Source organism: Streptomyces sp. NPDC043427 (genome assembly GCF_056436655.1).
This window is the reverse complement of the sequence record NZ_JBWKCC010000006.1, coordinates 162,495-176,988: the sequence shown is the minus strand read 5'-3', so window position 1 is coordinate 176,988 and position 14,494 is coordinate 162,495. Positions and strand designations below refer to the sequence as shown.

Genomic DNA, 14,494 nt, shown 5'->3' with positions numbered 1-14,494 from the left:
TCGACAACACCGACCGACAGAGTATCTGTTGACTCAGTTTACGAAAACCTCCATGATTCGTCGTAGGGGCCGCTGTATGACACAGGGGCATCGCGAGCGGGGGGTTGTTGGGGAAGTGACACTGCTGGAACCGGATACGGACGGCCAACTCGCCCTGGAGGGCGACTGCGTGGACCTCTTCGATCTGGCTGGTGACCCTCTGGACTCGGCCGTGGCCCGGCTGAAGGCGGGCGTGAAGCCGACCGCCGAGGACATCGCCCTGCTCACCGAGGCGGCCCGCACCGCGCAGCGCGCCTTCGAGGAGGTCGGCGCGGCGAACGACGTACTGGACGACGCCTCGGACCTGGGCGAGGACCTGACGACCGCACTCGCGGAGACCCTGCGGCGCCGGGCCCGGGGCGAGGTCCCGGCACTGCTCGGCGCCCTGCGGGCCCAGGCGGCTCGCGTCGAACGCTCCGAGGCCGTACGTACGATCGCCAACCGCATCCTCGGCAACGGTGGACCCGACGAGCCGGCCGCCCTGGACTCCGTCCCCGCTCTCACCGCCGACCTGCTGCCCCGCGTGCCGTCCGTGTACGACGACGAGGAAGAGCCGGGCGCGAGCCTCGCGGACCTGTGGGAACGTCAGGAACGCCTGGCGCGGATTCAGGACCGCGTGCGCAGGGAGCGGGTAGAGCACGTCGCGGCGCACCTGGTCGCACTCGCGGAACGGATCGTCGACCGAGCCTTCCTGGACGCCCGGTTCACGCGGGCGGCACTTGACGAGATGGACCGGGCCCACGCGCTGTGGTGCGCGTGCCTGGACGAGGGCTGAAGCGCCCCTGACCGTCAGTGGGAAGCCCTAAGGTCGTTCCCACGCGCCACGACCGGACCGATCACCGAGGGGGACGCCGTGCAGGCGAAGGAGACGCTGTTCGCCGATCTCGTCCAGGGCAGGGCCCAGCAGTTCCAGGTGCCGCTCTATCAGCGGACGTACTCCTGGACGGAGAAACAGCTCAGACAGCTGTGGACCGACATCCTGGAGCAGGCCGAGCTGCTGGAGTCCGGGGAGAAGGCGAGCACACACTTCCTGGGGTCCGTGGTGCTCGCGCCGTCGCCGCAGAACGAGGCGACGTTCCCCCGCTGGCTCGTCGTCGACGGTCAGCAGCGGCTGACCACGCTGTCGCTCGCCCTGGCCGCGATCCGCGACCACATAACGGACGGCGAGCCGGACGAGGCCGAGCGCATCGACGAGGAATACCTCATCAACAAGCGCAAGAACGGCAGCGATCGCTTCCGGCTATTGCCGACCCAGGCCGACCGGGCGCAGTTCGCGGCACACGTTCGCGGGCCCCTCTCGGAGCAGGCCGCCGGCGGAGCCGTCGCCGCCGCCTACGGCTTCTTCCGCCGCAAGCTCGTCGAGGCCGCCGATCCGGCCGCCCCGCAGGACGTGCTCCGCATCGAGGAGGCCATCACCTCCCGGCTCACGCTGGTGGCGGTGACAGCCGAGCGCGCGGACAACGTGCACCGCATCTTCGAGTCCCTCAACAACACCGGCCTCAAGCTGAGCCAGGCCGACCTGCTGCGCAATTACCTGTTCATGCGGCTGCCCACCCGCGGTGAGCACATCTACGAGACCTACTGGCTTCCGCTGCAGGACAGTCTGAGCAACGACGAGCTGGAACAGCTCATGTGGCTTCAGTTGGTACTCGACGGGGACGACCGGGTCCGCCGCCAGGACCTGTACGCGGCTCAGCAGCAGCGCTTCGAGCGGGGTGAGGTCAGCGAGGCGGAGATCGAGGCGTACATCAAGGAGTTGTACCGGCGCGGCGCGCTCTTCCGTCGGCTGCTCCACCCTGAGAAGGAGGCGAACAAAGCGGTCCGCGCCCAACTGCACCGGCTGGACACCTGGCAGGCCCAGGTCACCTATCCCGCGCTGATGCTGCTGCTCGACCGGCGCGAGCGCGGGGAGCTTGACTCCGCGGACACAGCCCGCGCGATGTCGTACATCGAGAGCTTCCTGGTACGCCGGATGATGTGCCGGGTGCCGACGAACAACCTCAACAGGATCTTCCAGGCGGTGCCCGGGCAGCTCCCGCTCGACTTGCCCGTCGCCGACGGGCTGCACCAGCTCCTCTCCGCCGAGAACCGCTTCTGGCCCGACGACGACGAGCTGCGCGAGAAGGTCCGGACGGCGCCCTTCTACAAGTTCGGACGCGGACACCAGCGGAAGATGGTGCTCCAGCGACTGGAGGAGAGCTACGAGCATCCCGAACCGGTCGACTTCGCCACCGCGCAGCTCACCATCGAGCACGTCATGCCGCAGTCGCCGGGCGACGAGTGGCTTCGGATGTTGAGCGAGGACGTGGTCGACGGCGAGAGCCCGGAGGACGTGCACTCCCGGCTTCAGCACACGCTTGGGAACCTGACACTCACCGCGGTCAACTCGGAGCTGTCCAATCACCCCTTCGAGCGCAAGCAGGGCCTGCTCCAGGGCAGCCATCTGGAGATGAACCGCCGCATCGCCACCACAGAGCGGTGGGGCGCGGACGAGATCCGCGCCCGTGCCGACGAACTCGCCGACCGCGCGATCGCGCTGTGGCCGGCCCCGCTGCGCGGAGTCGGCCGAGCGGAGCGGAGCCGGGACTGGAACCTGGCCCACCAAGTGCTCGCCGCGCTCCCCCACGGCGCCTGGACGTCGTACGGCGATCTCGCGGCCTTCATCGGCTCCGGCGCCCAGGCCGTGGGCAATCATCTGGCTAATACGCCAGGGGTGGCCAACGCGTACCGGGTGCTCACCTCCGAGGGCAAGGTCTCCGACGGCTTCCGCTGGGCGCCTCAGGACGCCGGAGGCGATGTCCGTGCCCGGCTGAGCGCCGACGGCGTGCGCTTCACGGCCGGCGGGGCCGCCGATCCGGCTCAGCGCCTCTCCGCCGACGACCTCGCTCTGCTGGTCGGCGACGCTGAAGACGACCAGGCCGACCGTGAGGAGGAGCCGGCGCAGCGCATCGCCGAAACCCAGGGTGAGCAGACGCACGCCGACTCGTTCTACCTCCAGCTCGTGGCAGAGAACTCCGCCGAGAGACAGTTCTTCCGTCAGCTGGCAGCGGACAACTCCCGCGAGACGGTGGAGGCGGTGCGTGAGCTCTTCGCCCGCTGGGAGGAACTCGGCGGCTCGATCAACACGGTGGGACACGACACCACTGGCGCGTTCCTCATGCTGGGTGAGGCGGGCGCCCCGGGCAGTGGGGCGTCGCCGATGAGCCTCACACCGGGCTGCGGGCAGGGCGGCTCGGTATACGTCGCCTTCCTCGGGCTGGCCAGACACGAGTCCTTCACCGACCACGCCCTGCGTGCCGAATTCCTCAGGCGCCTGAACGAACTTGAAGGTGTCGACCTCCAGGAGAGAAAGCCGGGGCGGGGCCCGGACCCCAGCTTCCGACTGTCCGTCCTAGAGAAGGACCGCAACCGTGAGCTGCTCGTCGAGACTCTGACGTGGTTCCGCGACCGCTGGGAGAGCCGGGGCACGGGCTGAGGCAGGGACTCAGGGGGCCCAGGTTGATCGTCACGATTCGAACAGTGCCCCCTGGCGGTCCGCTCCTCGCCAAGGGGCGCGAGCAAGGACGAGAGCCCTTACCTGAGCCACGCCCGCCCGCGTAATAGGCGGGCGACGGGCCGGCATCTGCTGGCCGGTGGTGAGCAGGTCGTCGGAGAGGAGGATGATGCGGTCCTCGACACGGCGCTCGGTGTGGATGGCCTTGGCCTGGGCGGCGGACGCGAGGCGTTTGGCGCGTCGCGCCCGGTTGCCTCAGGGTGACGAGTCCTCGGCCGCCGGGCCGACGGCCTCATCGTGCCGCGGAGCGGGCTGCTCCGGCCGTCCCCGGAAGGCGGCTCCCTTGGCTGTCCGCGATTCGACGCGTTCCACGATGCGGTCGATGACCCGTTGAGGGTCCTTCCACTTCAGTGCCAGCCGGTCGTGGTCCATCCCGTGTTCGGAGACGATGTCCCGCAGTTGTTCGAGGCCGAGCTCGCTCAGGCTCGAACGGAGTCCCGTCTCGCCGGTTTCGGCGAAGACCGCGAAGGGGTCGATCACTCCCGGAGCTCGCCGGCTACGCCTCGTGCGTTCTGCCGGCCGAGGTGCGGTCTGCGCATCGGGAGGCGTCAGCGCCTTGGCCAGTGCTCGGGCGAAGCGTGTCGTGCGTGCGGCTTCGGACGCCACCACGCCGAGGACACGTGCGAGCGTCGCCGCGAGCTCCGGGTCGGAGGCGCCGAGCTTGGTCAGGGCTTCTTCGGCCTCCCGCACCTGGGCATTCAGGAGACCGTTGTCGTCGGGCCGACTGTCGCTCTGCTCGGTCACGCCTTCTCCTCGACCAGTTCGATGAACTCCTGCGTCATGGCACGGAAAGCGTCGAACCCGCCCTGGTACCCGTACTTCTGCCGCAGGGTACCGCGACCGGCGAACTCCGCCGAACCGGCGATGTCGTTCTTCTCTGGGATGAAGGTCGGAAGCACGACGGGGAGCTCTTTGTCGTCCTGAAGTCGCTTGACGGTGTTCCAGTGGACCGTCGAGTTGGCCTTGTATTTCGTGATGACGATCCCGATCTCGTTGATGGTCTTCCCCAAGTCGTCCGCGAAAGCCCGCACGCGCCGTTGGATCTGAGGGATGCCATAAGTGGACAGGTAATCGGGAATGGTCGGGATGATGTACCCATCGGAAATGCGCAAACCGTTCAGAGTGACGATGCCGAGGTTGGGAGGGCAGTCGACGAGCACGTAGTCGTAGTCATCAATGATCTTCCGGATCGCCTTGCGCAGAAGATCGGTGGGGTTGTTGGAGTGGAAACGCCCCCTGGGCATGGACGCCAGGCGGTCCTGGACGTCGATGAGGTCCAGCGAGGAAGGCAGGAGGTCCACCTTCGTCACCGCATCCACCGATGAGACATTGCGCTGGAGGGTCTTCTCCAGGTCGAACTCCAAAGGCTCGTCCTCGGGCCGGAGGGCATCCTGGAACAGGGTCGCCAGGGTGTACCCCCCGTCGTTGAGCTCCTCCCACTTCTTCTCCTTGATCAGGACCGTGGTCAGGTTGGTCTGCGGGTCGAGGTCGACCACCAAGACCCGCTTGCGGAACTCCGCGGAGAGAAACTCCGCGAGCCCGGCCGTGGTGGTGGTCTTCCCGACACCGCCCTTCAGGTTGATGGTCGAGATGACATGGGCTTTGGGGGCCATGTGCTTCTTCCTCCGTTTGAGGTAGCGCTGAATTTGACTCGCCCGGAAAACCGGGCCGCTCCGCAGGTCCGCGACGGGAGCGGGGAAGTGTTTGTCACGGGCGCGCCAATTCGCTACGACCGTCCGACCGACCCCCGCCATCTCCGCCACTTCGAACAGACCGACGAGTTGGTCATCCGCCTCGGGCGTGCCTTCCATGACATCTCCCCGTGAACGGCCTTCACGATTACCTGTTAAGCGTGAAGGCCGTTCACGATCACCGTCAATCCCCAACTCCCTCGAGCAGATGCACAGTTGAGTTCACGCGCCCCTCTTGAGCGCGGGTTCACGCCGGCCGCACTCGGCCCAGACTGTCTTGCCGCCGGGATGGTGGGGCTCGCATCCCCAGGCATCGGCAAGCGAGGCGACGAGGAGCAGGCCGTGCCCCGACTCGCCGTCCCCATCCCCATCGCCGTCTCTGCCTGGTGCCGGTTCGGGCAGGCGGTCACCCCGGGCGTCCGTGACCTCGATGCGCAGGGTGCCGGCCGTGAGGGTCAGGGCGAGTCGGGCGTGGCGGCCCCGTACGCGGCCGTGCAGGGCGGCGTTCGCGGTGAGTTCCGCGATGAGGAGGGAGGCCGTGGCCGCGACCTCGTCGCCGGCCGCGGCCTCCGGGCAGTCCCGCTGGTCGGCGAGCCAGCGTTCGGCGGCGTGACGGGCGGTGTGGGCGCCGTGTCTGCTGGTGGGGAACGTGAGGCGGAAGTGATGGGTGGTGGCGGTCGGTTCACCGGTGACGGTTTGCTGGATCACCTCACCGAGAGTGACGGAGTGCTTCTACTGTGTGGAGGGTGCGGGGCGGTACGGAGGGTGACTGTCCCGGGGCCGAGGGCGGGATGTCCGGGCGTACGGCCGTGACCTGGCCGGACGTTCGGCGGTTCGCCCCAGGTACGACGGAAGTGGGCGGTGGTACGGGATGGCGGCACAGGCGGGCGGTTCGGGGGTTCCCACCGGCGGTGAGGCGGACGGTACGGACGAGGTGGCCGACCTGTTCCGGGCGCTCGGGCGGCAGATCAAGGTCGCGCGGACACGGGCCGGGATGAGCCAGAAGGAGCTGGGCGACCGGCTCGGGTATGGGGAGGAGACCATCTCCTCCATGGAGCGGGGGCGGCGGACGCCTCAGCCTGACCTGCTGGTCGCGGTGGATGAGTTGCTGGAGTGCGGGGGGCTGCTGGCGTCTGCGGCGGAGGATGTGGAGCGGGCGCGGGCGCGGAGGAGGGTTCGGCATCCGGAGTGGTTTCGGGATTATGCGCGGTTGGAGGCGGAGGCGGTTGAGCTCTGCTACTTCGCCAACCAGGCGGTGCCGGGCCTGTTTCAGACCAAGGAGTACGCACGTGCCGTGTTCGCCAGCCGACAGCCACTCTTCGACGAGGAGACGATCGAGCAGCGCGTCACCGCGAGGATGGCACGCCAGGAGCTGATGACCCGCTGGCCACCGCCGACCGTGAGTGCCATCATCCAGGAGAGTGTGCTGCGCCAACCATTTGGCGGACTGGATGTTCAGCGTGGGCAGTTGGAGCGCCTGCTCAGGACCGGCAATTTGCGACACGTGGAAATCCAGGTGATGCCGACGACCAGTGAGGATCACGCCGGAATGGGCGGTCCGTTCACTCTGCTCACCCCTAAGGGCAAACCACAGGTCGCCTACCTGGAGGTCCAGCACATCAGCCGTCTGATCACCGACCCGGACGAGGTACGTGTCCTCGCCGCGAAGTATGGAAGCATCCGGGGACAGGCGCTCACTCCGCGCGAGTCCCTGCGCCTGATCGAGAAGATGCTGGGAGACCTATGAACACCGAACAGCCCATACGGCTCACCTGGTTCAAGAGCAGCTACAGCGGTGACGAAGGCGGCGAGTGCATCGAGGTCGCCGCCGACGGGGCCGCCGTCCGCGTGCGGGACTCCAAGGAACGGAACGGCGGTCCGCAACTCGCGTTCACGCGGGGCGCGTGGGCCGGGTTCGTCGCGGACCTCGGGCGGGACGGGTTCTGACCCACCCACCCGAGGCTGCGGCACTCAGGCCGTGTGACGCGGCCCCTTCCCCGGCGGCGGGTCTAGCACGGTTCGGTACTCGTCGCCGGTTTCGCGGGCCTCTTCCATGCGGTCGTAGATGTCGAGGATGAGGTTCTTGGTGCGGTAACTGCCATGGGCGGCTTCCTCGTCGCTCTTGAGACGGGAGAACGCGTCCATGACGTACGCCGCGTCATCGCGAGCCAGTCCGTAGAGGTGGAAAAAGGCAGCGTCCAGCTCCGCACGCAGCAATCCACGCCGTTCCTCATCCCACCTGAACGGGTGTCCCGTCACACCGATCGCTCTGGCGAAGGCCTCCATGTCACTCGCGGTGTACGCAAGTTCAGCCACTCTTGCGGCAATCCACTCCGCCACGGGCTCGCCGCTGCTCCATGGACACGGCTGGTCACCTGCCTCGGGGCCGGGCACTGGAAGCTGGTGGGCCGTAAAGAACTTCAGGTGTGTACCGCTGAACTTCTGACGCGCCACGAAGTCGAGCACGTAGGAGGACAGCGCCGCCTGAAGCAGCGCAGGATTGCCAAAGGAAGGCAACATCAACAACGTGCCATCAGGAACGGCAGTGCGACGCAGAGCTGTGTTGATCATGGTCCGGCGGTCCGAGGTCCGGCAGATGTCACGCCACCCCAACAGCCAGTCCTCGTACCATTCCTTGTCCGCCAGCCGCGTGTCCACCCCCGCCCACATGATCCGGTTGCCCTTCTTGTCCCGCTTGCCGGAGTCCACGTCCTGCTCCGGCACCCAGTACCGGGGCATCGGAGCGAAGTCGGGGTCGTCGTGCTGTTCCGGCGTCACGCGCGGGAGGGTGCCGACGTTGGCCTGGGCCTGGGTCTGACCCTCGTACGTGCCGAGGCGGTGGTCGAAATGGTGGAGCATCTTCGCCTCGTACAGCGGGAGATAGCGGCGCGTCTTCCCCTCCTCATCGATGCGCGTGAAGACGTTGCCGGTCAACTGCCATCCCTCGTCCTCCAGTTCCTGCTTGCCTCGGAACAGGTGGGAGTCGGAGGCCATGTTGAACAGGCCCTGCCGGAAGGTCAGCCCCCACGGGTTACTGCCGCCTCTGCCGAATTCGTCCGGTTCCTTGAGTAGAACCGGGACTCGGCTGTAGATGCCGAAGGTGATCTCCGCGTCGCGCCGGGACTCGAAGACGGGGAGGTTCCCGGTGTTCGGGTTGACCAGCAGGATCTCCTCCAGCGGCATGGCGAAGCGGCGCTCTGGCAGGTCCTCCATGTACCAGGTCCCGAACGCGAAGGACGCCTCACTAACCCGCTCCTCCGGGCCTGTGACCGTGAGCAAGCAGAAGCGCACGCGATGGTCCACATCCCGGCTCAGCACGAACGCCTCGTTCTTGAAGTCCAGGAACGACACCAGCCGCTTCGAGCGCACCAAGTCGGAGAAGAACGGTGCCGTCGTCGCGTCCGTGGCGATGCCCGTCTGCAGGACCAGCCCAAACCGCCCTCGCGGCGCAATCGCGTGTGACGCGGCCTCCGCGAACAGCGGATACGTGTTGAGCTTGCCCCGCGCGGCCAGCGGGAACCGACCAGACCAGCGCGCGAGATGAGAGAAGCCATCGGACAGCCGCTTGTCGGCGATGTACTGGGCGTGCAGTTCCCGGTCGGCCTCGTCCTCGCTCTCCGCGAGTTTGCCGATCAGGGCCTGCCGCGCCGCCTGGTTCGCAGCCTTGGCGATCTTCGGTGCCGTGGTGGCGAAGTACTCCTCGGTCTTGAACTCAAGGGTCTCCCACGGCGGGTTCCCCAGCACACAACTGAACCCGCCCTTCCACCCGGTCCGCTCGTCCACCCCCGACGCCTTCGCATCCGCCGGAACCCGGAACACCTCCGGGAACTCCAGATGCCAGTGGAAGAAGTGGTACTCCTCCCGCAGCCGGACGACCTCCTCCACCGTGCCGTCCGGCAGGCTCGCGCCGCCGTCCTCGGAGTGCAGCGTGAGCAGCGACTTCGTGGTCAGCGCGGGCGGCGTCGCCGTCTTCGTCTTCTTCCAGACGAACGCCGCGCACCAGGCGTCGGCCAGCTCCAGTGCCCGGATGTAGTCCGGGGAGGTGGTCAGCTCCCGATACGCCTTGGCCTGGTTCTGGACGTCCTCCAGTTCCTGCGAGTCCGTCCCCGTGATCGCCGAGACCTTCTCACCGAACTCCGCATTGGACTCGGCCAGCACCTCCTCCTCCGCGAACAGCGCGTCCTGGCTCGCCCCGTGGCGCAGCGCGACCTTCCACGCCGTCCGCTCCGCGGCGTTGCGCTTCCTCAGGTCGGTGACGTGCTTTGACTCGTCGCCTTCCAGCGGCTTGAACGCATCGTCGGGCAGGCCCTCGGCCAGCAGCTTCGGGGTCGTGCCCAGCAACCCGTTGCCGTGCTTGATGTGGGCGTCGAGGAAGGTGAGCGGCCGGCCCGGCTCCATCGCCTCGATCCACAGGGACACCTTGGCCAGCTCCACGGCCATCTTGTTGAGGTCGACGCCGTACACGCACCGCGCGATGACGTCCCGCAGCGCGTGCCGTACGTCCTCGGCGCTCGGCTCGGGATCGTCCGTGCGGATCTCGGCGAGGCGGCGGGCGATACGGCGGGCCGCGGCGACCAGGAAGTGGCCGGAGCCGCAGGCCGGGTCGCACACCGTCAGGGCGAGCAGCGCATCCTCGCGCTCCTTCTTCGTCGTACCGGACTTGACCGCCTGCTCGATGACCGGGTCGAGGGTGGAGTCGAGGAGGCAGTCGATGAGCGGGGACGGGGTGTAGTAGGAGCCGGACGTCTTGCGGTCGTTGCCGTCCAGCTTGGCCAGGACGTACTCGTTGCCCTCGCCGAGGCGCGGCTCCAGTTCGAGCAGGGACTCGTAGACCGAGCCCAGTTCGTCGGCGCCGAGGTGGCGGTAGTCGACCTTGCGGGGGCGGCCCAGCTTGACGTCGTACACCTCACACAGAGCCTGCACCGCTTCGTACAAGGACCTGTTGGACAGGCTCAGGCCGTCCAGGATCCGGTCCGTGGCGGTGGGCTCGAACAGGCCGCCCAGCGCCGGGAGTCCGAGTTCGGGGCGGCCGCCGGGTTTGCCGAGACCTTCGATGACCAGCCGCAGCGCCTGCCACTGGTCGCCGTGGAGGGTACCGGTGCGGCGGGCGACGCGGCGCAGGCGGGCCGTGGAGAAGTACTTCTCGTACGTGTCGCGGGCCTGCTTGGTGGCGTCGGGGTGCAGGAGCAGGTCGCGGTCCTCGGTGACGAAGAGGAACAGCAGGCGGTAGGCGAGGCGCAGCAGGGCCGGGTGGAGGTCGTCGCGGACGTTCCTGTCGCGGGTGCGCAGGGCGTCGCGCAGGGCGGCGTTGTCGGGGTGGGCGATCAGGCCCGTGCCGATCACCGTCAGGGCCTTCTCCACGCCCTTGCGGAGTTCCTTCAGCGCGCGGGTGCCACTGTCGATGGCCTCGGTGCGCCACTTCTCCAGCGGGCAGGTCGCGGCCGGCTCGCCCTCGGAGCGGGGCTCGAAGCGGGTGCGGTGCAGCAGGCGCCAGAGGAGGACGAAGTCGTCGGAGCGGTCGCCGTCGAAGATCGCCCGGAGGTCGAACTCGATGAATGCGGCGCCGGTGAGCGAGGCGGACTCGCGCAGCAGGCGCAGCTGGCGGCCGTTGGAGAGGACGCCCCAGAGGGTGGAGTCCGCCGAGCGGTTGAGGTACTCCTGCACCATCGACTGGGGGGCCTGCTTGGCCAGTTCGGTGGTGCGCGTGTCGAGGGGGACGTTCCAGCCGGTGAAGTGGACGGGGACGTGCGCCCAGTGGTGGCTGACCTCGAAGTCCTTCTCGCCGTCGTGGGAGGGCAGGCCGGGCGCGGGTACGGGGGTGAGGGCGCCGAAGCCGAGCTGCTCGAACAGGGGCAGCAGCCAGCGTTCGGTGGTGACGCCGACCGCGTGCACGCCGGGGTCGGCGTCGGCGCCGTCGCGGGTTAGGGCGTCCTGGTAGGCGGCCCACACGCCGCGCAGATAGCCCCAGGAGCGTTCGGCGGCGTCCCGTACCGAGTCGCCCTTGGCGTACAGGCGGTAGTCGGCGGGCTTCGAGCCGGTCTGCTCCTTGCCCTCCTTGATGCGGACCAGGAGGTCGTACGGCAGGAGGCCGCCGACGGTGGCGACGGTGTCGGTGACAAGGGTCCTGGCGGTACTCATGCGCCCACTCCCTGGGGGAACGTCGGGGCCGGGCGGTAGTGGTACACGCCCAGGATGTCCGGGTCGCCCTGGGGGACGACCTTCAAGCCGGCCAGGCGGGCGCGGGAGGCGGTGCGGACCCTGCGGTGCGAGGCCTCCAGGGTGCGTCCCAACTCGGCCGACTGGTCCCGTAGTTCCGGCATGATCGCGGGCAGGGCGGCCAGGATCTCGGCGATGTGCTCGGTGGCGAACTTCGGGTCGGTGTTCTGCGTGGCGCGGGCGTCGAGGAGGGCCACGGCCTCGTCCTCCGGCAGCCACTCGGGGGCGTCGGGCCTGCCTCGGTAGGCGACCACACGGGCGTCCTCGGCGAGCTGCTCGCGCACCGAGCCGTCACGGGCGGGCAGGTTCAGCTGGAAGCGGTGGCGCACCAGCAGGAGCGTGGTGTTCCGCTCCACGGCCTTCGTACGGACGACTCCGCAGCGGCGGGCCGGGCGCTGCCACTCGGGGACCTTGCCGGCGTCGTCGAGGGCCGCGTCCAGCACGAAGCGGGCGACGGCGGCGACCACCGGATCGGTGCGGGTGAGGGCGGCCTCGCCACGTGGGGCGCTGGGGGCGTCGTGGAAGATGACCGGGCGAGGGTGGCGGGGGCCGAGCGCGTGCGAAATGGTGTCGCGAAGGCCCTCCGGAAGGGCGTCGGTGTGCGCGGTGAAGCCGCCCTGCTTCGTCGCCGCGGGCATACCGCGCAAGGCGCCCAGGGCGCGGCGGGTGAAGTCCCGTACCTCCTCACCGGTGCCGAGCGCGGCACGGATCTCGTCGACCTCGGCGGCCACCTCGTCCTTCTTGATGGTGAGCTGGGCGTAGCGGGAGCGGTAGCGCTTCTCTCGCTCGGCGGAGGACTGCCAGGCGATCTCCAGCTGCTCGGCCACCTCCTCCTGGGCGAACAACCCTTCCTGCTCGTAGGCCGACCGCTCTCCGCGCAGGATCAGGCCCTCGAAGACGGCCTGCATGGCGCTCTCGGACTCCTGCGGCACGGGCACGGAGATGCCGGTGACGCGGCGGATGCGCTCGTGCTTGCGGAGCAGGACGTTGAGGACGATGCCGTCGACGGGGTTGTCGGTGCCGTACAGGGTGAGCGCCTTGACGACGTCGGTGCGCTGGCCGAAGCGGTCCACGCGGCCCTCGCGCTGTTCGTGGCGGGTCGGGTTCCAGGCAAGGTCGTAGTGGACGACGGCGTCGAAGGACTCCTGGAGGTTGACGCCCTCGGAGAGGCAGTCGGTGGCGACCAGGACGCGCCGCTCGGGCGCGGGGTTGCCCTCCTCGTCGGTGCCGGTCAGCTCGGCGATGCGGGTGACACGCTGGTCGGGCGAGAGTTCGCCGGTGACGGAGGCGACCGCGACCGGGTGTTCGGTGCCCTTCTTGTTGAGGATTTTCTTGAGGTGGTCGGCCACGTAGTCGGCGGTCGCGATGTAGCGGCAGAAGACGATGGGCCGGTAGCCCTGGTCGAGGAGGTCGGAGACGGTGGTGATCAGCTTCTTCAGCTTGGCGTCGCGGGTCGGGCCGTAAAGCTTCTTGGCCGATTCGGCCATGGCGACCAGGCGGGCCTTCTCCTCGTCGTCGGCCTCGGTGCCGGTGGCGTCGGTGCCTGTGGCCGTGGGACCGGTGGCCGTGGGGAGGCGGGTGCCCGGTACGGCGTCCGCGGACTCGGGGGTCTCGCTGTCGGCCGGGTCGGAGACGGTGCGCTCCCCGGTGCGGTCCGCCTCGGCGGGGGTGTCCGCCTCCTCGACGCCGGCGCGCGTGTTCAGGGACTGCACGGCGGCGGCCGGGGAGGAGGACAGGGTGCGCAGCAGGGCGAGGGTGGACCACCAGCGCTGGCGCTGCTGGAGGGCGCCGTCGGCCGCGCGTACGGTCTCACGGGCGTACGACAGGACCTCGTCGAGGAGCTTCTTGTAGTCGCGGTGCAGGGTGTAGGCGGTCTCGGCGGTGTCCCGGGAGGAAGGGAAGTGCGCGCCGTCCTGGAAGTCCTCGCGGATGTCGGCGCGGCGGCGCTGCACGAAGAACTCGGCGAGCCGCCTGCGGCCCGCGTCGGTGTCGAGGGGGACGGCGGCCAGGCGGTCGTCGAGCAGGCCGATCAGGCGGCGGAAGGGCTCCTCCTTGCCGCTGTGCGGGGTGGCCGTGACCAGCAGGAGGTGGCGGTCGGCCCGGTCGGCGAGGGCGCGCAACAGGGCGTACCGCTGCTGGGAGGAGCGGGCGGACGCGCCGACCGTGGTGTCGGAGACGCAGGAGTGCGCCTCGTCGACGATCACCAGGTCGGGGCAGTTACGCAGGAAGTCCTCGCGGTGGCGGGGGGACTTGATGAAGTCGGTGGAGACGACGTACGCGCCGTCCGGGCGGAACACCGACTGGCCGTACGGGGTCTCCCGCTCCAGACGGCCGATCGTGGACGGCAGCACGAGACGGGCGTCGACGCCGAACTTGCCGTACAGCTCGGCCCGCCACTGCTCGGCCAGGGCAGGCGAGCACAACACGACCAGGCCGCGGGCGTCGCCCTGCGCCAGCAGCTCGGCGGCGATCAGCCCGGCCTCCACCGTCTTGCCGATACCGACGTCGTCGGCGATCAGCAGCCGGACGGTGTCCTGACGCAGCGCCATCAGCAGCGGGACCAGCTGGTAGGGGCGGGGGTCGACGGCGATCGAGGCGACCGACCGGAAAGGGCCCGCGCCGGAGCGGAAGCCGATGCGCAGGGCGGTGCGCAGCAGCCCGGCTGCCTGCTGGTCGCCCAGGTCGGAGGGGGTGGGCGGGGCGAAAGTAGCCTGGACCACGGTCTCCAGGCCGGGCAGGACGCCCGCGATGTCGTCGTCGGCGCCGCCGAGCGGGCGCAGGACCAGCAGCTCGGCTGTGGAGTCGGGCAGCACGACCCACTCACGGCCCCGGGCGTGGACGAGGGAGCCGACGGCGTACGGCCGGGTCGGCTGGGCGGCGGTGGTCATGCGGGCCTTCCGGGTCGGGGCGGTAGGGGTCAGGGCGGGAGGTCGTTCGGGCGGGTCGGCTGGGGCGGTGGCCGGGCGGATCGCTTGCGGGCCGTGGGACCGGGGCG

At 69.2% G+C, this 14,494-nt stretch carries 9 protein-coding genes; 4 read left to right on the top strand and 5 right to left on the bottom strand.

Annotation, left to right across the window (positions count from 1 at the left end):
* The first annotated feature begins 115 nt into the window (after positions 1-115).
* Together AC067M_RS13965 and AC067M_RS13960 are read left to right on the top strand one after the other, a co-directional pair.
* Entirely contained in the window at positions 116-814 is a 699-nt protein-coding gene (locus tag AC067M_RS13965; protein WP_478697242.1) for a hypothetical protein, read from the top strand.
* A gap of 78 nt (positions 815-892) precedes the next feature.
* Positions 893-3,514, top strand: coding sequence for a GmrSD restriction endonuclease domain-containing protein (locus AC067M_RS13960; RefSeq protein WP_478697241.1), 2,622 nt, complete (start codon positions 893-895; stop codon positions 3,512-3,514).
* Positions 3,515-3,787: 273 nt separating this feature from the next.
* Here the strand turns inward: AC067M_RS13960 and AC067M_RS13955 are convergent, their stop codons facing one another.
* The 3 genes from AC067M_RS13955 to AC067M_RS13945 form a co-directional block, all read right to left on the bottom strand.
* The gene (locus AC067M_RS13955) at positions 3,788-4,336 is read right to left on the bottom strand and encodes a hypothetical protein (protein WP_478697240.1); all 549 of its coding nucleotides are present in this window, start codon (positions 4,334-4,336) and stop codon (positions 3,788-3,790) included.
* Positions 4,333-5,403, bottom strand: coding sequence for a ParA family protein (locus AC067M_RS13950; RefSeq protein ID WP_478697239.1), 1,071 nt, complete (start codon positions 5,401-5,403; stop codon positions 4,333-4,335). The genes AC067M_RS13955 and AC067M_RS13950 overlap by 4 nt, the downstream gene beginning before the upstream one ends.
* Before the next feature lie 102 nt (positions 5,404-5,505).
* A complete protein-coding gene (locus tag AC067M_RS13945) occupies positions 5,506-5,991 on the bottom strand; it encodes an ATP-binding protein (protein ID WP_478697238.1) in 486 nt (161 codons plus the stop codon).
* A gap of 163 nt (positions 5,992-6,154) precedes the next feature.
* Between AC067M_RS13945 and AC067M_RS13940 the strand changes: the two genes are divergently transcribed.
* The gene (locus AC067M_RS13940; protein WP_478697237.1) at positions 6,155-7,030 is read left to right on the top strand and encodes a helix-turn-helix domain-containing protein; all 876 of its coding nucleotides are present in this window, start codon (positions 6,155-6,157) and stop codon (positions 7,028-7,030) included.
* The gene (locus AC067M_RS13935; RefSeq protein ID WP_478697236.1) at positions 7,027-7,230 is read left to right on the top strand and encodes a DUF397 domain-containing protein; all 204 of its coding nucleotides are present in this window, start codon (positions 7,027-7,029) and stop codon (positions 7,228-7,230) included. The genes AC067M_RS13940 and AC067M_RS13935 overlap by 4 nt, the downstream gene beginning before the upstream one ends.
* 24 nt (positions 7,231-7,254) lie before the next feature.
* On the opposite strand, the gene AC067M_RS13930 is transcribed toward AC067M_RS13935, so the two are convergent.
* On the bottom strand, positions 7,255-11,421 hold the full coding sequence (locus tag AC067M_RS13930; RefSeq protein ID WP_478697235.1) for an Eco57I restriction-modification methylase domain-containing protein: 4,167 nt from the start codon (positions 11,419-11,421) through the stop codon (positions 7,255-7,257).
* Positions 11,418-14,387: a helicase-related protein gene (locus AC067M_RS13925; RefSeq protein WP_478697234.1), complete on the bottom strand. Its 2,970-nt coding sequence runs from the start codon at positions 14,385-14,387 to the stop codon at positions 11,418-11,420. Before AC067M_RS13925 ends, AC067M_RS13930 begins: the two co-directional genes overlap by 4 nt.
* Positions 14,388-14,494 lie beyond the last annotated feature (107 nt).